The organism is Paenibacillus sp. AGC31 (assembly GCF_057334655.1).
Genome location: NZ_JBHFJH010000031.1, coordinates 162,370 through 183,262, shown reverse-complemented (window position 1 = coordinate 183,262; position 20,893 = coordinate 162,370). Strand labels below are relative to the sequence as shown.

Annotated in this window: 3 protein-coding genes; all 3 read left to right on the top strand. The window is 49.3% G+C overall.

Going from position 1 to position 20,893, the window contains the following annotated elements:
- The first annotated feature begins 19 nt into the window (after positions 1-19).
- From ACE04G_RS19315 to ACE04G_RS19305, 3 genes are read left to right on the top strand one after another with little or no spacing between them, the layout of a single operon-like run.
- The gene (locus ACE04G_RS19315) at positions 20-7,726 is read left to right on the top strand and encodes an SDR family NAD(P)-dependent oxidoreductase (RefSeq protein WP_449003992.1); all 7,707 of its coding nucleotides are present in this window, start codon (positions 20-22) and stop codon (positions 7,724-7,726) included.
- Positions 7,727-7,739: 13 nt separating this feature from the next.
- A complete protein-coding gene (locus tag ACE04G_RS19310; RefSeq protein WP_449003991.1) occupies positions 7,740-11,768 on the top strand; it encodes an SDR family NAD(P)-dependent oxidoreductase in 4,029 nt (1,342 codons plus the stop codon).
- Positions 11,769-11,782: 14 nt separating this feature from the next.
- On the top strand, positions 11,783-20,890 hold the full coding sequence (locus ACE04G_RS19305) for an SDR family NAD(P)-dependent oxidoreductase (protein ID WP_449003990.1): 9,108 nt from the start codon (positions 11,783-11,785) through the stop codon (positions 20,888-20,890).
- Positions 20,891-20,893: the final 3 nt, after the last annotated feature.

The following is a 20,893-nucleotide window of genomic DNA, read 5'->3' as shown; positions in this document are numbered from 1 at the left end:
TATGTAAGGGGACGATACATTGGAACAGTTGCTTAAATACATTATTGAGAATACATCTGGTGGCAAAATCGACAAAAAAACGGCGATTGATATGATTACGCTGTTGAAACAGCAGAAAAAGAACACTCGTGAAGATATTGCCATTATCGGCATATCTGCGCATATGCCCATGGCTGATCATGTGGAGGAGTTCTGGAACAATATCGAGAACAAAGTGAATTCCATTGTGGAGTTCCCTGAAGCGAGACAAGAGGATGTGCTGAAATATGTACGTTTCAAACAGCAGGATGAAGATGGGCTGAGCTTTATTAAAGGTTCCTACCTGGATGAAGTGGACAAATTTGATTATCGCTACTTTAAGCTGACACCCAAAGAAGCAGCCCTGATGAGTCCTGACCAGAGAATTTTTCTCCAGACGGCATGGGAAGCGGTGGAAGATGCAGGTTATGGAGGCGCAAAGTTATCCGGTAGTAATACGGGATTGTATGTAGGGTATTACAGCAGCACCCGAGACAATTATGCCAATATTATCGCCGATGTAGAACCGGAATCCATCTCCATCTCGGTAACGGGCAATGTGACTGCGGTACTGGCGGGGAGAATATCCTATTTGCTGAATTTGAAAGGCCCCAGCATGGTGGTGGATACTGCATGTTCATCATCTCTTGTTGCTGTTCATATGGCCTGTCAGTCGATCCGAAGTGGTGAGTGTGATGCAGCCATAGCGGGTGGGGTGAAGGTGAATACGCTCCCTGTTTTTAATAAATATGAGCAATTTGGCATTGAGTCCTCCGACGGGGAGACGCGGACATTTGATGATGCCTCAGATGGGGCAGGTGTGGGTGAAGGTGTGGCCGCCATTCTTCTAAAACCGTTAAGTCGGGCCATTGAGGATGGGGATCATATCTACGCCGTCATTAAGGGAACTGCTGCCAATCAGGATGGAACCTCTATTGGGTTGACTGCACCGAATCCGCGTGCCCAATCCGAAGCGATCGTGAAGGCATGGGAAGAAGCGGGGATTGACCCTGAGACCATCCGTTATATTGAAGCCCATGGTACAGCGACGGAGCTAGGAGACCCGATTGAGATTAAAGGGATTACCAATGCTTTTGAACAGTTTACCACCAAAAAACAATTTTGCGCGATTGGCTCTGTGAAATCCAATATCGGTCATTTATATGAATGTGCAGGCGTAACAGGGCTGCTCAAAGCAGTGATGGCCTTGAAACATCAGAAGCTGCCGCCGTCTCTTCATTTTGCCAAACCCAACCGCAACATCCGGTTTGAGCAAACGCCAGTGTATGTGAATACACAACTCCGACCCTGGGAAGCGGAAGAGGGAGTCCCGCGCAGATGTGGTGTCAGTGCTTTTGGATTCAGCGGAACCAACTGTCATGTCGTGCTTGAGGAAGCTCCAGCCGTTACTGCTCAAGACCCAGGAGAGGATCAGGATTTAGGCAAGCAGCTGTTTGTATGTTCGGCTCAGACGGAAGAAGCGCTTATTCGATTGCTCCAGCGGTATGAGCGTTTCCTGAAGGAGAATCGTGAAGTTCCTGTTGCGAATGTCTGTTATACGGCAGCTACAGGTCGTGGGCATTATGAACATCGTCTGTCCCTGCTTGTGGAAGACACGGCTCAACTGATTCACCTGTTGGAACAACCGTGGACCCAATTGAAGACACAAGAGGGAGTCTATACCGGTGCTCCCGCTCCTAAGCCTACAGGAGCCGAGCGTATGGGATCGGAAGAACGTGAGCGCACCAGACGTCAATCGTCTCAGGCACAGGAACGGATCAAAGAACTTGCTTCCAGTCCTCTTGTATGGGATGAATCAGCACTTCGGGAGCTGGCTTTACTCTATGCGGAGGGTGCAACGATGGATTGGGGGCAGCTATATCAAAGAAGACAGGTACGGAAGTTGAGTTTACCTACGTATCCGTTTGAGCCCAGCAGATGCTGGATTGATATTCAAGACCCGACTGCTGTGTCGTTAAAGGACTATTTTCATACGGTGCGCTGGATAGAGGACGATGGGGATACGACTTTGCATACCTCGGTGCCTTCCTCTTCAGGCACAGTCATGATGATCGGTAATGGTACCGAATTGGAACAGGAACTGTCGGCAGAACTGGAGGGCGAATGCAAGCGGGTAGTCCATGTGAGACCGGGTAACCAGTTCCGGCAAATATCGGAGAATCAATACGAAGTCGGCGGAGCTGCTCCGGCGGCCTATACTGAGCTGTTAAACATGTTCACAGACGGTGAAATTACTGAAATCATCTATTTATCCATGATGGGCAATTCATTATATCCTGAAGATTTGGCAGCTATTGAAGCCAGACAACAGGAAGCTTTCTACTCACCGGTCTATCTGATTCAGGCGCTTATGAGCAAAGGCTTTGCTGAAGAAATTCATCTGAACCTGATTGCTGAGTACGCTGGACAAGTCACAGGAAGAGAAGAGAGGATTACCCCTCATAATGCACTCTTAATGGGACTTGGTAAAGTGATTCAGCAGGAATATGGACATATTCGGAGCAAGTTTATAGATGTGGATCAGTCCATATCTGCGAAGGATATCCTCAAGGAAAGACATATCAACGGTGAAGCTTATGCTGTTTCGTATCGTGAAGGCCAGCGTTATACGGAGACCTTTACAGAGATGGATCTTAATGAACATGAGAGCGTACCTTTCAAGGTGCGTCCAGGCGGTTTATATCTCATGACAGGCGGTACAAGTGGTATTGGTCTGGAAGCAGCACGGTTTCTGGCTTCTTCGGAGCAAGTGAAGCTGGCGATTGTTGGTCGGACACTTCTTCCGGCAAAGGAGGAATGGGAAGACATATTGGAAGCAGGCCAAGATTCCCGCGGTCCCAAGATGCAAGGCATCCTTGAACTGGAAGCATTGGGCGCAACCGTTCATTATTATAATGCGGATCTTGCCGATGTTGCGGGCATGACGGAAGTGATTCAGGATATCACCCACCGCTACGGGGACATACATGGTGTTATTCATGGAGCAGGTATTCCCGGAGACGGATTTATATATCGCAAAAGCGATGAGGAATTCCAGACCATTCTTGGACCCAAGGTGAAGGGAACCTGGATTCTGGAGAAACTGACGCGAGATCAAGACATGGACTTTATGGTATTGTTCTCTTCCGGTATATCTGTGATCGGTGAAATTGGACAAGGGGATTATACGGCAGCCAATTGTTACTTGGATTCCTTCGCGGCATGGAGGACGGGGCAGGGTCGAAGAACACTCTCCATTGATTGGGTATCGTGGAAAGAGACCGGGATGTCCGTAGAATTTGGTATCAATGTGGATGGCATGTTTAAAACCATTCCTACAACGGATGGTATCGCAGCGATGGAAGCAGCCATGAGCAGACAACTCTCGCGAGTATTCATCGGTGCGATGAATTATGGAAGTAAACATCTCGCTGCACTTGGGCAGTTCCCGTTCCGTTTGTCGGATAAGTTGGAAGCCGGAGTGAAGCGGAGTAAGGAAATCGCTGACCAGGGAGCATCGAATCGTTCCAACCGGACCGTACCACAGGAGAAGCATACGGGGCCCGTAGATCTTTCAGGGAATGAAGGGGGACTCTATTCGGAAACCGAGCAGCAGGTAGCACGCATATACAGTGAGATTCTGGGTTATCAGGAGATCAATATCTATGATAATTTCTTCGATCTCGGGGGCAACTCCATTATGCTGATCCGTATGCATGAGAGGCTGAACGAGGAGTTTCCGGGTAAAGTGAAGATTGCTCATTTATTTGCACATACGTCTATCCATAAGCTGGCACTGCATGTGAACCAGGGTAACGGCACGGCTGTAAAAGCAAAAGCGGCTGCTCCTCTGGAGCAAAAGAAACCAATCGTTGAACAGGATGAGGCCATCGCCATTATTGGGATTGCTGCGGAAATGCCAATGGCTGATACGGCAGAGCAGTATTGGGACAACATCTTGAACGGTGTGGACTGTACAACGGATTTTCCAGAGGGACGCAAAAAAGACATGGATGCCTATCATCAATGGATGAATGCCAAGCTGGGTGCGGACAAAGAAGTGCAGTACCTTCAGGGTGCATTTCTGGATAATATTGATCAGTTTGATTATAAGTATTTCCGTTTGTCTCCGAAGGAGGCCGGATTAACGGACCCGATTCAGCGGTTATTCATGAAGACGTCATGGCATGCGGTAGAGGATGCAGGTTACGGAGGGCGCATCGAAGGAACAAATACAGGTGTCTATATGGGTTTTGCAAGTAGCCTGAACGATTCTTATCTCAAAATGATCTGTGATCTGGACCCCTATCAATATCCGATGTCCATTGTCGGGAACATCACAGCCATGATGCCGACTCGTATTGCCTATCCACTGGATCTCAAGGGGCCTACGATGGTGATCGACACGGCATGTTCTGCATCACTTGTCGCTACCCATCTGGCCTGCCGGGCCATTCGTAATGGTGATTGCGAGATGGCGATTGTCGCAGGTGCACGGATCAGCCTCAGTCCGTTGGATCATGATTATTTGAAAGTTGGCATTGAATCTTCGGATGGATTAACCAAGCCATTTGATCAAGAAGCAGATGGTTCGGGGCTTGGTGAAGGCGGAGCCGCCGTAGTATTGAAGTCACTAAGCAAGGCGATTGCGGATAAAGACAATATTTATGCGGTTATCAAAGGAAGTGCCATTAATCAGGATGGAGCTTCGATTGGCATTACGGCTCCGAATCCTGAAGCACAGACGGATGTCATTGTGAAGGCATGGCAGGATGCCGGTATTGATCCTTCGACCATTGGTTACGTGGAGACGCATGGTACAGCGACGAAGCTCGGCGATCCAATTGAAATGGATGGACTTACCACAGCGCTGCGCCGATATACAGACAAGCATCAGTTTGTTGCTATAGGCTCAGTCAAGTCCAATATAGGCCATTTGTTTGAAGCAGCTGGTGTGGGCAGTCTGGTTAAAGCGGCTATGGCCTTGAAGCATCGGGTATTACCTCCTACGCTTCATTTTGATAAGCCTAACTCATCCATTTCATTCCAGGATTCGCCGTTGTATGTCAACACGAAATCGAGACCATGGGACGGGAACGGGGAGCCGCTTCGCTGCGGAGTCAGTGCCTTTGGATTTAGCGGAACCAATTGCCATCTCGTACTGGAAGAGCCGCCTGTGATCCAGGAACGGAAGATTACCAGAGATGTGGAGGTGTTCACGCTAAGTGCCAAGAGCCGCAAGTCATTACTTGCGCTGGTTGATAACTATATCCGTTTTATCTCAGAACGTCAGCAGGAACTTTCGCTCAAAAACATATGTTATACCGCGAATACGGGGCGCTGGCATCATGTATATCGGATTGCCTTTGGAGTGACGGACACATCCGATCTGCTCATGAAGTTGCGGCTACTCGCTACATCAGGTCTCGAATCCACAGGTGAGCATCAGCTCTATTATGGCGTGCATAAAGTAGTCACAGAGAAGATCGAAGGGAAAGACCACGAATTGACGGGGCTGGAGAAGTCCATCTTGAAGCAGGAGGGCAGAGATTGCCTATCCCGATACATGGAGTCTTCAGATCCGGGTTTATTATATGAATTATGCAGACTGTACACTACAGGCAGTGACGTGGATTGGAGCCTGATGTACAGGGAAGAGGAAATTCGTAAAATCAGTCTTCCATTGTATCCATACGATAATACACGCTGCTGGGTGGATCTTCCCGAGCAGTCTTCAGTGTATGCACAAGCGAGCACCAGATCGGTACCGGAAGCCTACGAGCTTGTATGGCAGCAGAAGGAGATAGCGAAAGAGGATTCCGATCAGCCGATCGAAGCGAGCCATGGTACTACACTGGTACTTCTGGATGGGTCCGATTATGCAGCTGAGATAGCGGCCCGTATGGAACAGTCGGGGATGCAGGTATATACCGTACTTCAGGCGGATGTTCTGCAATCTGACCCGGACAGTCGAAATCTGGAACAGGTGGAAGTCTATCAGCGTGTGCTGCAACAGGAGGGCCTAGACCAACTTTCCAGAGTGGTGTATCTAAACGGTGTGGGTAGCGATGAACATGCAGCAAGTGTATCTAGTGACATGGAATCATTAGAGTCTGTTCTAGATGAACGTGTATATGGGTTCTTCCGGTTTATTCGAGCGCTGTTGTCCAGTTCTCTGAGCCAGCCCATGGAGTTAGTTCTGGTATCCCGTGAGGTCAATTGCATTACCGGTACGGAGCGGATAAAGCCTCATCTGGCTTCTGCCTTTGGAATGGGCAGAGTGGTAGGCAAGGAGAACATACAGGTTCATTGCCGTTGTATAGATATGGATGAGAACTCTTCTCTGGAGCAGTTGTTGCAAGAGATCGGTACAACATCTTCCTATTATGAGGTGGCCTATCGTAATGGAACACGGTATGTTCAGGAGTTCAGAGCATTGAATGAATCTGCACCTGCTGAAGATGCCTTTATTTTTGACAACGATGGTGTGTACATCATTACCGGTGGTACCGGTGGAATTGGCTTGGAAACGGCGCGATATCTGGCTTCCGACGCTCCAGTGAACCTAGCATTAATCAGCCGTACACCGATGCCTGCACGTGAGGAATGGGATGCCATTGTTGCAGAACAATCGAGATTCAAGGTGATTCATCAAATTACAGTTATTCGTGAACTGGAGAGCCGGGGACATCAGGTTAGTTGCCATGCTGCAGATGTGTCGGATCTGGATGCCATGCGTGTAGTTCTGGATCAGCTTCGGGCAACGTTCGGGAAAATTAAAGGGGTTGTCCATGGCGCAGGGGTTGGAAGCTCGGAAATGATCACAAGCCGTTCACAGGCGGGATTCACCGAGGTATTCTCTCCCAAAGTACATGGTACTTGGGTATTGGATCAACTTACCGAACAGGATCATCTCGATTTTATGGTGCTATATTCATCGATCGCTTCGGTATTCAGCGCCCCGGGACAGGCGGATTACATTGCTGCCAATGCCTACCTAGATGCATATGCTGACTACAGATCAATGATGGGCAAGCGCACGCTGACTGTGCAATGGTCTACCTGGAAGGAAACGGGTATGTCAGCAGAGCATGGGTTTGCTGTGGATACGTTGTTCAAAGCCATGCCTACGGAACAAGCGATGAATCAATTATCTCTTGTGATGCGGCAATCATCGGTTCGCCGAGTACTTATTGGTCAGATTCATTATGAGGGTCAATTGATATCGGCACTGGCCAAAAGTCCGTTTGATCTCTCTTCCGCTATTCGCGTTCAACTGGACCAACGGATGAAGCAAATGGCCAACAAGCGTCTCCGGGTATCCTCGTCAGAGGAACGTGACGGAGAAGTGGTTTTGACAGGTAAATCAGACGCATCCTATACACCAACTGAAAAGGCACTCGCTTCCATCTGTCGAACGATGCTTGGTTTTCATGAGATTAATGTAGGGGACAGTTTCTTCGAGATGGGTGCTGATTCCATTGTGCTTATACAGGTTCAGGCCCGGATTGATCAGCAGTTTCCTGGTTTGACCAAAGTCACGGATTTGTTTGCGAACTCCAATATTAGCAGATTGGCTCGGTTTATGGATGAGAAGGCTACTTCGAAGCCACAAGACATGGAGCAGGATCTGAAGCGTGTAATCGACCAGATGGAAAGTGGCGACGTTACGCTGCAGCAGGCTTTGAATAACCTGATTAACCTGTAAAGGAGGAACTGTGGTGGAGAGTGTATACAAGTTTGTCATGGAACATCTGCAAGACGGAAGCTTGGACAAAACAGTGGCCGTGCAGCTGCTCAAAAAACTCAAATCGGAGGAGGACGCCTATACTGCGTCCGGGTCAACCAATACTGCCAAAGATATTGCCATTGTGGGCATGGCTTTGAAATTGCCGCAAGCTGATTCTCCCGAAGAATTCTGGGACAACATCGTCAGTGGTACGGACAGCATTCGTTCCTTTCCGGCATCCAGAGTGCCGGACATTCATTCGTATCTGCAATATCTAGGTATGTCGCCAGACGAGATTCAATTCAACGAAAATGCCTATCTGGATGAGATTGATAAATTTGATTATGCCTATTTTAAAATGTCACCCAAAGAAGCCAGTCTGACGGACCCCAATCACAGGCTGTTTCTGGAAACGGCATGGAAAGCGATCGAGGACGCAGGGTATGGGGGAGGGAAACTGGTTGGCAGCCGCACGGGGGTATACCTAGGCCTTTCCAACAATATTCGGGATCTTTACTCACGTTTTATCTACGATGCGGAACCGGAATCCTTTGCGTACTCGCTTGTGGGTAATCTGGCTTCTGTAGCGGCTGGTCGGTTATCCTTCTTACTGGATTTAAAAGGGCCGAGCTTGGTAGTGGATACGTCTTGTTCATCCTCTCTGGTGGCCATTACACTGGCGTGTCAGGCGATCAAGGAAGGGCAATGCGATCAGGCGCTCGTTGGGGGAATCAAGATTAATCTGGTTCCGCTAAAGAGTGATCATATCAAAATTGGGATTGAGTCCACCGATTGGAGAACCAAAGCGTTTGATGACGATTCGGACGGATCGGGTATTGGTGAAGGCGGAGGGGTGGTGATGCTCAAACCATTGGATAAAGCGTTGGAAGACCGGGATCAGATCTACGCTGTTATCAAAGGGTATGGCGTAAACCAGGACGGTAAATCCATCAGTATCGCTGCCCCGAACCCGGAGGCACAGACGGAAGCGATTCTTCAAGCCTGGGCGGATGCGGGTATCGATCCCGAGACGGTCTCTTATATTGAGACTCATGGCAGTGGCACCATGCTGGGCGATCCGCTTGAGGTACAAGGGATTGAGCAGGCATTCCGGCGTCACACGGGTAAAAGTCAATTTTGCGGAATCGGCTCGGTCAAAACGAATATCGGTCACCTGTCAGAGGCGGCTGGTGTCGTGGGTTTGATCAAATCGGCCTTGTCACTGAAACATAAACAGATTCCTGCCTCCAAACATTTTCACAGACCGAATCGGGCCATCGATTTTGCGGCATCCCCGGTCTATGTGAATGCCCGGTTGCGGGAGTGGGATAACGCGGCCACGCCACGACGTAGCGGTGTTAGTGCATTTGGCATCAGTGGGACCAATTGTCACATTGTGCTGGAAGAAGCGCCGACCACTACGGTTAAAGAGCTGGAAATACGCGGAGAACATCTTCTAACCGTATCGGCCAAAACGCAGGCAGCGCTCCAGACGCTGATTACGGAATATACTTACGTTCTCTCTCAAGTTGAAACTCAGAATGTACCTTCTCTGTGTTATACCGCCAACACAGGGAGGGGGCACTACGCCTACCGTTTACTGGTCACCGGGCAGGATGCGGAAGAGCTCTTGCTTCGATTAAATGAAGCTGGACGAATGATCGGAGCAGATGAGAATTTAAGCAAAAGTAGTGGACCCAGTGGACATCGAAGTCCAGGGATTTATTACGGTTATCACAAGGTTAGCAACGATCAAAATCGTCCAGATTCACCAGCCACAGGTGGCGAAGATGGCCACAAGGGCCATCGGACTATGAGTCTGAATCCGGAACTGGCGAAGATGGGTAAGGGTCAGCAGGCTGTACAGGACATACTGGACCAGATTGGACTGCATTATGTACAAGGTGCAGAACTGAACTGGGAGCTTCTATACACAGGAGACGGACTGCGCAAAACAAGTCTGCCAACCTATCCATTTACCCGGACTCGCTGCTGGTTTGAAGTTCCCGAGGGCGCTCGTACTGCCGCTACCGCAAATTGCAGCAGTGCGGTCTCGGAAGAACCGACGCCAGCCCGATTCTATCGGATGAACTGGAGGAAAGCTGATCTAACAGAGCCAGAACCGATTCAGGGAACAGGTGCAGTTCTGATTTTGAAGGATGAGGGTAAACGGGGAAGCGCATTGATTGAACGCCTTAAGCAGCCAGGGCGCCAAGTAATTGAGGTGCGTTACGGAGAATCTTTCAAGCATGAACCTGACGGTTCGTTCACGGTGAATGGTTCGGAAAGCAACTTTGCTGAGCTATTTGCAGCGCTGGGGAATACATCCATAAGTGACATTGTACATCTCTTTGCGGTGCCGAGTTCTGCAGAAATTCATACACTTCAGGACTTGGAACATAGTCAGCAAAAGGGCGTATATAGCCTGTTTTATCTGATTCGTGCACTCATTGAACACGGAAGTGACAACGCACTGAATATGATGCTGGTCTCCGAACAGGTCTACGAAGTTACAACGGATGAGAGTCGACTTTCTCCTGAAGCAGCCTCGTTATACGGTTTGGGTAAAGTGCTCGCCTTGGAATATCCGCATATTACCTGTCGAAGCATTGATCTGGACGAAAGCGCAGGGGCAGATGAACTGTTTCAGGAAATGGGTTCCCAAGATCAGAGTTATACCTCTGCCTATCGTAGTGGGGTCCGTTATATCGAGGAATTGGGTGAGGTTCAAGCCGATGAGCTGACAGATTCTCCTGTCCATATTCAACAGGGTGGTGTGTATGTCATTACTGGAGGTACAGGCGGGATTGGTCAGGAAATGGCAAAATTTTTCGCTTCCCAAGCAGAGGTCAAACTTGTGTTAATTGGGCGTACCCCAGTGCCTGCAAGATCGGAATGGGAGACACTGCTTAATGACCCTGAGCTTGAATCCAAGACGGCTGCTCGTCTCCGCAATTTCCTGGAGATTGAACAACAGGGTTCAGAAGTATCCTGTTATGCAGCGGATGTATCGGATTATGAAGCGATGCAGGATGTACTGGCCGATGTCAGGGAAAAGCATGGGTCCATCACAGGAGTGATCCACGGTGCAGGTGTACCGGCGGTTGGATATTTGATCCGCAAAACGCAGGAAACGTTTGACGAAGTCCTTCATCCAAAAGTGCAGGGAGCCTGGATACTGGACCAACTGACCCGTCAGGATGAGCTTGATTTCCTGGTCTTTTTCTCTTCCGGTCTGTCGCTGTCAAGTGAGGTTGGACAAGGAGATTATTCAGCGGCCAATGCATATCTGGATGCTTTGTCTTACTCGCGCAGCAAAAGCGGCCTGAAGACCTTGTCTATTAACTGGTCTTCGTGGAAAGAAGCGGGCATGTCTGTGGATTATGGTTTTAATGTGGACGCCATTACAAAAGCCCTTCCGACCGAACAGGCAACGGCCGGATTTTTTGCAGCATTGAACAAAGAGGTGCCGCGTGTGTTGATCGGGGAATTTACATACCACCCACGGTTTGCCAAAGCACTGTTGACCAAATTTCCATTCCGATTCTCCGAAGAGATGACGAACAGACTGAAAGAAGCCGAGAAGTTGGAAGAGTCGCGTCAGGTGGCTCCTGCTGCAGCTAAACGAAACAAATCGGCGAATGCACATGTTGAACTCAAAGGAAAAGACGGCGAGGATTACAACAGCATCGAAAGGCAGATTGCAGGCATGTATAACGAAGTGCTTGGTTTTGAAGAGCTGGATATCCACGATAGCTTTTTTGATCTGGGCGGAGATTCTATTCTGTTAAATCGGTTATTCTCTCTGCTCGAAGAAGTCTATCCAGGCAAAATGAAACTAATCCATCTGTTTTCGTACACCAGTGTACATGCACTATCCCAATTTGTCATGACCAAGCTGGATATAAAACCGGCTGCTGAGCCAGCCCCACCGGTGGATGATTTTGAACAACTGTTTAAGGATATTGAAGCTGGTAACCTGAGCATTGACGATGCAGTCAAGAGCTTCGAGGATCGTTGAGGAAGGAGAACCCGATGAACCAAACAAGCCAGATGCTGAGAATCATTATTGAGAATGCAGCTGCGGGCAAGATTGATAAGCAAGTTGCCGCCCAACTGCTCAAAGGATTGAAATCGGAGGGGAAGCGAAGCGACTCTGAGGGAATCGCCATTGTTGGCATATCGGCCATGCTTCCGTCTGCGGATAATATCGGCGAGTTTTGGGACAACATCCGTGATCGCTGTGATTCCATTGCCAATTTTCCAGACTCTCGTCGTCAAAATATTGATGCGTACCTCCGATATGCGGGCTATGGAGAGGACATCAAATATAGTGATGGTTCCTATCTGAAAGACATCGATCAATTTGATTACAAATTATTTCGGATACCCCCACGGGACGCGGCACTAATGGATCCTTTTCAGAGGCTGTTCCTGCGAACGGCCTGGAGTGCTCTTGAGGATGCGGGATATGGTGGGAAAAGCCTGGCTGGCAGCCGGACAGGTGTGTACCTGGGATTTGCCAGCAATATTAAGGACAGCTACTTGCGAATGATCCAGGATATTGATATCCAGTTAACTTCGGATGCGGCCGTGGGCAATATTTCTGCCATGATGCCTGCACGAATCTCGTATCTTCTGGATCTGAAAGGCCCTTCGATGGTGGTGGACACCGCCTGTTCATCCTCATTGGTGGCCGTGCATCTTGCCTGCCAGTCCATTCGGAATGGTGACTGTGATATGGCACTTGCTGGTGGATTGCGTGTGAACCTGATGCCTCTGGATACGGAATATTACCGCGGGGGACTTGAAGCATCGGATGGACGGACCAGAGCCTTTGATCATTCATCGGATGGGGCTGGAATCAGTGAAGGGGTTGCTACCGTATTACTGAAACCGTTGAGTAAAGCGCTCAAGGACAAGGACCAGATCTATGCAGTCATCAAAGGCAGCGCCATTAATCAGGACGGAGCTTCCATTGGAATCACTGCTCCCAATCCGGAGGCCCAGGCTGATGTGATATCTAGAGCATGGGATCAGGCGGGAATTCACCCCGAGACCTTGTCCTACATTGAGACCCATGGAACGGGTACTAAACTGGGAGATCCGCTGGAACTTGAAGGCTTGGAGCTTGCTTTTCAGAAGTACACGGATAAGAAGCAGTTTTGTCCGATTGGTACTGTGAAATCGAATATGGGTCATCCCTATGAAGCGGCAGGTCTGGTCAGTCTGATCAAGGCGGCACTGGTTATCAAAAACCGTGAAATCCCGCCGTCACTTCATTTTGACAGGCCCAATGGACAGATCGATTTCAAGACATCGCCCGTGTATGTCAACACCAGGCTCCGCAAATGGGAAGGAAAAGAGTCTCCGATGCGCTGTGCGGTCAGTAGTTTTGGTTTTAGCGGAACGAACTGCCATCTGGTGCTGGAAGAAGCACCGGTTGCCACGGTTGCTGACGCTTCTTATGCGAAAATAGGTCTGGTCGTGTTGTCCGCCAAGTCTGAGCCAGCTCTGCGGGACCTTGTCACAACATATAGCCGTTTAATACAGGAAAAACCGCCCGCATGCCATCTGCAGGATCTGTGTTATACCGCGAGTGTTGGCAGAGGACACTATAACTTCAGATTGGCTATAGTGGCAGCGAATCTTGCGGATCTTGGACTGAAGCTGCAAGTGCTATCCTTGGCGGAAACGTGGAATGAACCTGAGTCATGGTTCAGTTATGGGGAGCACAAGATTGTACCTGCCAGCAAATCACAGCTGGAACCTGGTGACATGACAGCAGCGTCACGGAAGAAGCTCGATCGACGGGTACAGGAGATTACACAAGGCATTAACCTTTCCGAGTGGAATGATGAGGCAGGCGTATCCGAACTTGGTTCGTTATACGTCCAAGGGGCCGATGTGGATTGGGTGGAACTGTACAAAGGTACGGAGGTGCGTAGGGTCAGTCTACCTGTGTACCCTTTCGAATCTCATCGCTGCTGGATTGATCTCCCTGACGAATTGGTATCCAGACGTATCGACAGAGGCGCGGCAGTGTCTGAACAAGACACAGAAGAATTTCATTATACGATGCAATGGAGAACTGATGAGTGGAAACGTACAGGTAGCGGGATCTCCGTTTTACCGGGAACGGTATTGTTGATGGAAGGCAGGTCCGGTGCAGCTGATTCTGTAGCCCATGTGCTTGCACGTACTGGAGTGAAGGTGATCCGGGCAGCCCTGGGCTCTGTTTATGCAGACTTGAGTGATAATCGATATACACTTGGTGATCAGGAGTCAGATTATGACCTTCTCTTTGCAAGCCTTCGGGGCAAGTCGGTGGATCACATCATTCATGTTGGCTGTTCTCTGGATACCGGGCAGTCGGGTATTCAAAGTCTGAATGAATTGCAGAACAGTCAGCGCCGAGGTGTGTACAGTGTGTATTATTTGGTACGTGCTCTGATGAGAAGTGACTTTGCCGAGATTGCTGGTATGACACTGATTGCAATGAATGCTCACCATATTACGGGAGATGAATACGCTCAGCGGCCAGAACATGCGCCATTCCTGAGCTTAAGCAAGGTGTTGAACCGTGAGCATCCGTCCATTTCTTTCCGCTCCTTTGACATAGATGCTGATACCCCTGCAGATGTCTGGATCGAGGAAGCACTGGGGACAGAAGATCAGGGGGACTATCTGATCGCGTATCGTGGTGGACAACGTTACGTTGAAGAATTTACGCGTGTGCAGGTTGCAGGGGATACCCCAATATCTGTACGCCCTCAGGGCGTGTACCTGATTACAGGTGGTGGCGGTGGTATTGGTCTGGAAACAGCGCGTTTCCTGGCTTCCAAAGCTCCCGTGCGTCTGGCTCTGATCAATCGCACCCCGATACCGGAGCGTGTACATTGGGATAACCTGATGAATCAGCCCGGTCAAGCCAAGCTTTGCCGTTTCATTACAGCTGTTACGGAGCTGGAGGCCGCAGGTTCGGAAGTCTCCTGGTACAGTGCGGATGTGGCTGACCGGGAAGCGATGGATCGGGTAATTCGGGATATGCGTACACGTTATGGTGCTATTCATGGAATCATTCATGGTGCGGGTGTTGGTGGAGATCAACTTCTGGTAGATCGAAGTGAAGAACGATTCAGCGAAGTGCTGGCATCCAAAATATATGGTACCTGGAATCTGGACGAACTGACTCACAGTGACGATCTGGATTTCTTTGTGATGTATTCTTCTGTAGCGACGATGTTCAGTGGCGTAACGCAAGCAGACTACGTGGCGGCTAATGCCTACCTGGATGCCTTCGCCGATGAACGTTCCTTGAGAGGAAAACGAACACTCACCGTGAACTGGACAACATGGAAAGAGACTGGCATGTCGGTGGATGCTGGTTTCACCGCAGATACCATCTTCAAAACAGTCCTTACAGCACAGGCGATAAGAGGTTTGGAACAAGCCATGAACTCCTCCATTCGCAGGGTGCTGATCGGGCAACTGAACTTCAGTGGCGGCGGCGTTCGTTTGCTGGATAAAATGCAGGTTCGATTGTCCACAGAACTCAGTGGCAAAGTGGCTGAATATCTGCAAAGTGCTGCTTCCAAAACGAGGTCGACCAAGAAGGCTGGAAGTACTTCAAGCGGTGAAGTGAAATTATCAGGCAAGATCGAGGGAGGATATACGGCTACTGAACGGCATGTTGCCAGCGTATGCAAAGAAGTTCTGGGATTTGACGAGATCGATATCTATGAGAACTTTTTCGAGCTTGGTGCTGATTCCATTCTGCTGTTGAAAATTCACGCGGGACTTTCCAAAAGATACCCTGGCGTTCTTGCCGTAACGGACTTGTTTGAATTTTCGACGATTCACAAGCTGGCTGAATATATATTCAAGGAACATGGTGAATCGGAAGAAGATACGGTTACTGTACTGGGCGACATGGATGCTTCTGCAACCAGTGAAGAACAGACATCACCGGAAAATGCGAAGCAAGCAGAGACGTGTCCTCAAGATCAGCAGCATACAGGGCAGACGGCTTCTGGGCCATTGTCCGGGGATTTAGCCATTGTAGGGATGGCTCTGAATGTGGCTTCCACAACCGATGTATTCGAATTCTGGGAGCATATTCAAGGCAAGGTGGATCATATCCGTCCTCTCCCGGAACGACGACAACAAGATCTGGACTGGTATTTGCAAAATACAAGGCTGGACCTCCCGGAACTGGATTCCAAAGCGGGAGCTTTTATAGAAGACATTGACTTATTCGATTATTCATTCTTTAAATTATCACCGAAAGAAGCGAGTCTGACAGATCCCAATCAGCGTCTCTTCCTGGAGACCGTGTGGAGGGCCATTGAGGACGCGGGTTACGGCGGCGGGAAACTGGCTGGTTCGGATACCGGGGTCTATTTGGGTTATTCAACAAACACGGTTGATATGTATTCACGATTTATATATGAGACGGATTTGGGCGCTCTGCCGGATGCCGTGGTGGGTAACACACCATCCATCATTCCTGCTCGCATATCGTATTTACTGAACTTGAAAGGGCCAAGCATGTTGGTGGATACGGCCTGTTCTTCATCCCTTACAGCGGTGCATATTGCTTCGCGTGCCCTGTTAAGCGGAGAGTGCAGCATGGCCGCAGTGGGTGGAATCAAAATCTCAACCATGCCGATCACCAAAAAGAACGAAAACATGCTCCAGGGTCTGGAGTCTGGTGACGGAAAGACCAGAGCATTTGATGATGACTCTGATGGTGCCGGGCTTGGTGAAGGCATCGGAGTAGTCATGCTAAAAAGACTGGAGGACGCGCTTAGGGATGGGGATCAGGTGTACGCTGTTCTCAAAGGCACTGCCATGAATCAGGATGGCAGTTCAGCCGGCATTACGGCTCCCAATCCAGCGGCTCAACAGGAAGTCATTACGAAGGCCTGGAAACAGGCAGGTATTCATCCCGAAACGATCACGTACATGGAAACGCATGGCACAGGAACCGCACTGGGTGACCCAATTGAAATTAAAGGCATCCAAAATGCGTTCCGACAATTCACGGATCGACGTCAATTCTGTGCGGTCGGTTCCATTAAAACCAATCTGGGTCATACCTCTGAGGCAGCAGGTATGATCAGCCTGATCAAGGCGGCACTTGCTGTCAGGCATGGTGTGATTCCGCCGAATCTTCATTTTAACCGTCCAAACCGAAATATTGATTTTCATGCTTCGCCTGTATATGTGAATACACGATTACGACCGTGGAAGGTGAAGGACGGACCTCGTCGCTGCGGTGTCAGCGCATTTGGCATCAGTGGAACGAATTGTCATGTCATCCTGGAAGAACCACCAGTGATTAAACCTGTATCTGCACCAGCACGTCCTCATTTGCTGGTATTGTCTGCTCGATCCGAAGAGGCACTTCAGCGGCTGGTTGCTGAATATGTTCGTCTGCTGGACCGAAACGAGCGATATGAACTCGTAGATATGTGCAGTACAGCAAGCACAGGACGGGGGCATTACCCGTTCCGGTTATCACTTATGGTACGGGATACGGAAGGTTTGCTGAATACGCTAAGACAGCTGGAGAACAGATCATTCCAATCCATTGCACTGCCGGGAGTTGAGTTCGGTGAACATCGTACTGTTCCCAAGAGTAAGAAGGATAGGGCAGCTGGTGAAATGACCGAATCGGAAAAATTGGGTCTGAGCCAATTAATGCGTTCGGCCATTCAGAGCTTTGTACAGGATGGACGCGAGTCGGAGTATTTGTTAAAGCAGATTGCCCATCTGTATGTACAGGGAGCAGATGCGGACTGGGAAGAACTGTACGCAGGTGAACATGCTCGCAAAGTCAGCTTGCCCGCGTATCCGCTGGAACGGAAGCGCTGCTGGATCCATATTCCCGAACGTCCACAGCTGCGCGAGGTCTCTATAGAAGAGGCCGCGGCTCCACTGCATTATGCGGCTATGTGGAAAGAAATGAATCGAATATCAATGGATCAGCATGGAGGCAGTACAGAGCCAGTTGTGATATTGATGGATAGAAGTGGTATTGCCTCATCCGTAGCCGGGAAACTGGAAGCGGAAGGGCGGCTCGTGATCAAGGTTTACCGCGGAGAGTCCTATACCAATCAAGCCAACGCCGAATTTACCATTCGATCATGTGAAGAAGATTATGAACGGTTCATTCGAGCGGTGGAGCCTTATAAAATCTCGCAGCTCCTTCATTTCTTTGCACTGGATCAGCATGCGGATGAAGGTACTGTGGGCGAATTGGAGGAGTCGCTTGATCGCGGCGTGTATAGTCTGTTTTATCTGTCCAAAGCGATGTCCAAGATTCATTTCAAACGACCAGTCGATCTGGTACTGGTGACATCTTGTACACAAAGCGTTACAGGCAGTGAGCCGTACATTCGTCCAGAGCATGCACCCATGGTTGGGCTTGGCAAGACTATCTGCCATGAGATGAATCAATTCCGCTGTCGAAGCATTGATATCGATGACGAGACACCACTAGATCAATGGTTGCAGGAAATTCGTGATCCTGACACGTTATATCTTGCCGCTTATCGTAAGGGGCGTCGATATGTCCAGGAGATGGGTGAAATCCCAATTTCCTTGCTGCCCGACCAACCGATACACATGCGTGAAGGTGGTGTGTACCTCATCACTGGAGGGACAGGCGGGATTGGACTGGAGACGGCGAGTGCATTATCTTTAGCGCCGGAGAAAATCAAACTTGTGTTGATGAATCGTTCACCGTTTCCAGAACGGGCAACATGGGAAGATGTGCTGTCCTCAGGTGAGGAAATCAAGTTAACTGCTCAGATTGGGCGGATCAAAGAGATGGAAGCTCGGGGCGCAGAAGTACATCTATACAGCGTAGATATTGCTGATCCTCTTCAGCTCGCATCGGTGCTAAGCAAGATCAGACAGCAGCACGGACCCGTGTCTGGTATCATTCACGGTGCTGGTGTGGCTGGAGAAGGTTTCCTGATGAACAAAGAACGTGAAGCCTTTGAACGTGTCATGCGGCCTAAAGTGCTGGGGACATGGAGTTTGGATCAACTGACACGTGCGGACCATCCGGACTTCTTTGTCATGTTCTCAACGGCTACAACGTTCTTTAGTGAACCTGGACAAGGAGACTATACTGCTGCCAATGCCTATATGGATTCGTTTGCGGCACATCGCAGGCAGGCAGGTCTGTCCACCCTTGCCGTGAACTGGACCGCGTGGAAAGAAACCGGCATGGCCCGGGATTTTCATGCCAATTCAGATGGGGGATTCAAGGCGATTACGACGGCCAGAGGTATACAGGGACTGCAAGAAGCCATGGGCAAGGATGTAACCCAGGTTCTGATCGGGGAACTTAACCGGGAGGGAATCTATCAGCATGTCTCTGATGACATGCCGCTCATGCTGTTCTCTTCTGACATTAGCGAAGCTATTGAAACCGGAAGCAAGGGGAATGCCAGTCGTGCACAGGAAGAATCGGGCGACATGAAGTTGTTGGGCAGGACAGACGAAGATTATTCCATCATTGAGAGCGCCTTAGGTCGATTATGGAGTAAGTCACTTGGGGTCAATGAACTCAGTATTTATGATGATTTCTATGAGCTGGGTGGAGACTCCATCTTGGGTCTCAAGATCGCCAATGGTCTCACCAAAGAGTTGTCGATCCTGGTGAATACAGCAGAGATCCTGATGTATCCAACCATTGCGGAATCGGCTGCTTATCTGGAAGAGTCTTATGGTGTCTCCATCAGCGGAGATTCCGAGGGAACACTGCCTGTGCTGACTCGTGTGGAGCCCCAACCGTATTACCCGGTTTCTTCTGCGCAGAAGAGATTCGTAGTTCTGGACCGGCTTGAGGGTCAAAATACCAATGCAAACATCCCAAGAGCCTCCATCATGGAGGGAGATTTTGAGCACGGGGCATTTGAACAGATCATTCGCAAGCTGATTCAACGTCATGAATCTTTCCGGACTTCCTTTGAATTTCTGGACGGAATTCCATATCAGAAGGTGTGGGACCAGGTCGACTTCAACGTCGGTTACTCGGAGTCCACTCGGGAACAACTCACCGAGAAGCTCCTTGGTTTCGTGAAACCTTTTGAGCTGGATCAGGCGCCTTTGTTCCGCTTTGAGGTGGTTAAGCTTGATGATCGTGTACACGCCGTATTTTTTGACATGCACCACATTATTACGGATGGCATGTCGATGGACATCATTATGCAGGAGATCATAGATCTGTATGAAGGGCGTGAGCTGAAACCACTCACCATCCAGTACAAAGATTATGCGGTGTGGCATAATGCCTTGCTCTCTTCCGGTGCTCTGCTCAAACAGGAAGAGTATTGGCTGAATCTGTATGAGGATTCTATCCCGCAGCTCAAATTGCCTACCGATTATCCTCGTCCTTTGGCTAATGAATTCGAAGGAGATCAGGTTGTATTTATCGGCAATGAAACATTGACTATGGATCTGGATCGCATGGCTGCCAAGACAGGAACAACCTTGTTCATGTTGCTGCTTGCAGCGTACAACGTGTTGCTTTCTAAATATGCAGATCAGGATGATATCGTTGTAGGCTCTCCCATTGCGGGCAGATCTCACGCTGATCTGGAGGATGTTGTTGGTGTGTTTATTAACATCATCACGATTCGTACCAAACCAAAATTCGGGAAAACATTCCTGGAACTGCTGGCTGAAGTTAGGGAAGCTGCCTTGAAATCTTACGAGAATCAACAGTTTCAGTTCGAGGATCTGGTGCGGAAGCTTAACCTGAACAGAGACAGACACCGCAATCCTTTATTTGATGCGATGTTTGCACTTCAGAATGTAGGTACAGTGGACGTTACAGTCGGCAAATTCACCACAACTCCGTATGAGTTTGGAGCTGCGGAAAGCCGTTATGACGTGTATCTCGAAATCATCGAGAAACATGACAAGCTGCGATTTAATCTGGAGTATCGGACCAAGCTCTTCAAACGGGAAACGGCGGAGAAGATGCTTCACGATTATGTAGCGCTGCTGCAACAGTTATTGCTTCATCCGGAACAGAAGCTTGGTGAGATTGAACTGGAAAGCAGCAAGCATATGCTGGTTTCTTACGATTCAGCCGCAGAAGATCTTGATTTTAATTTCTGATCA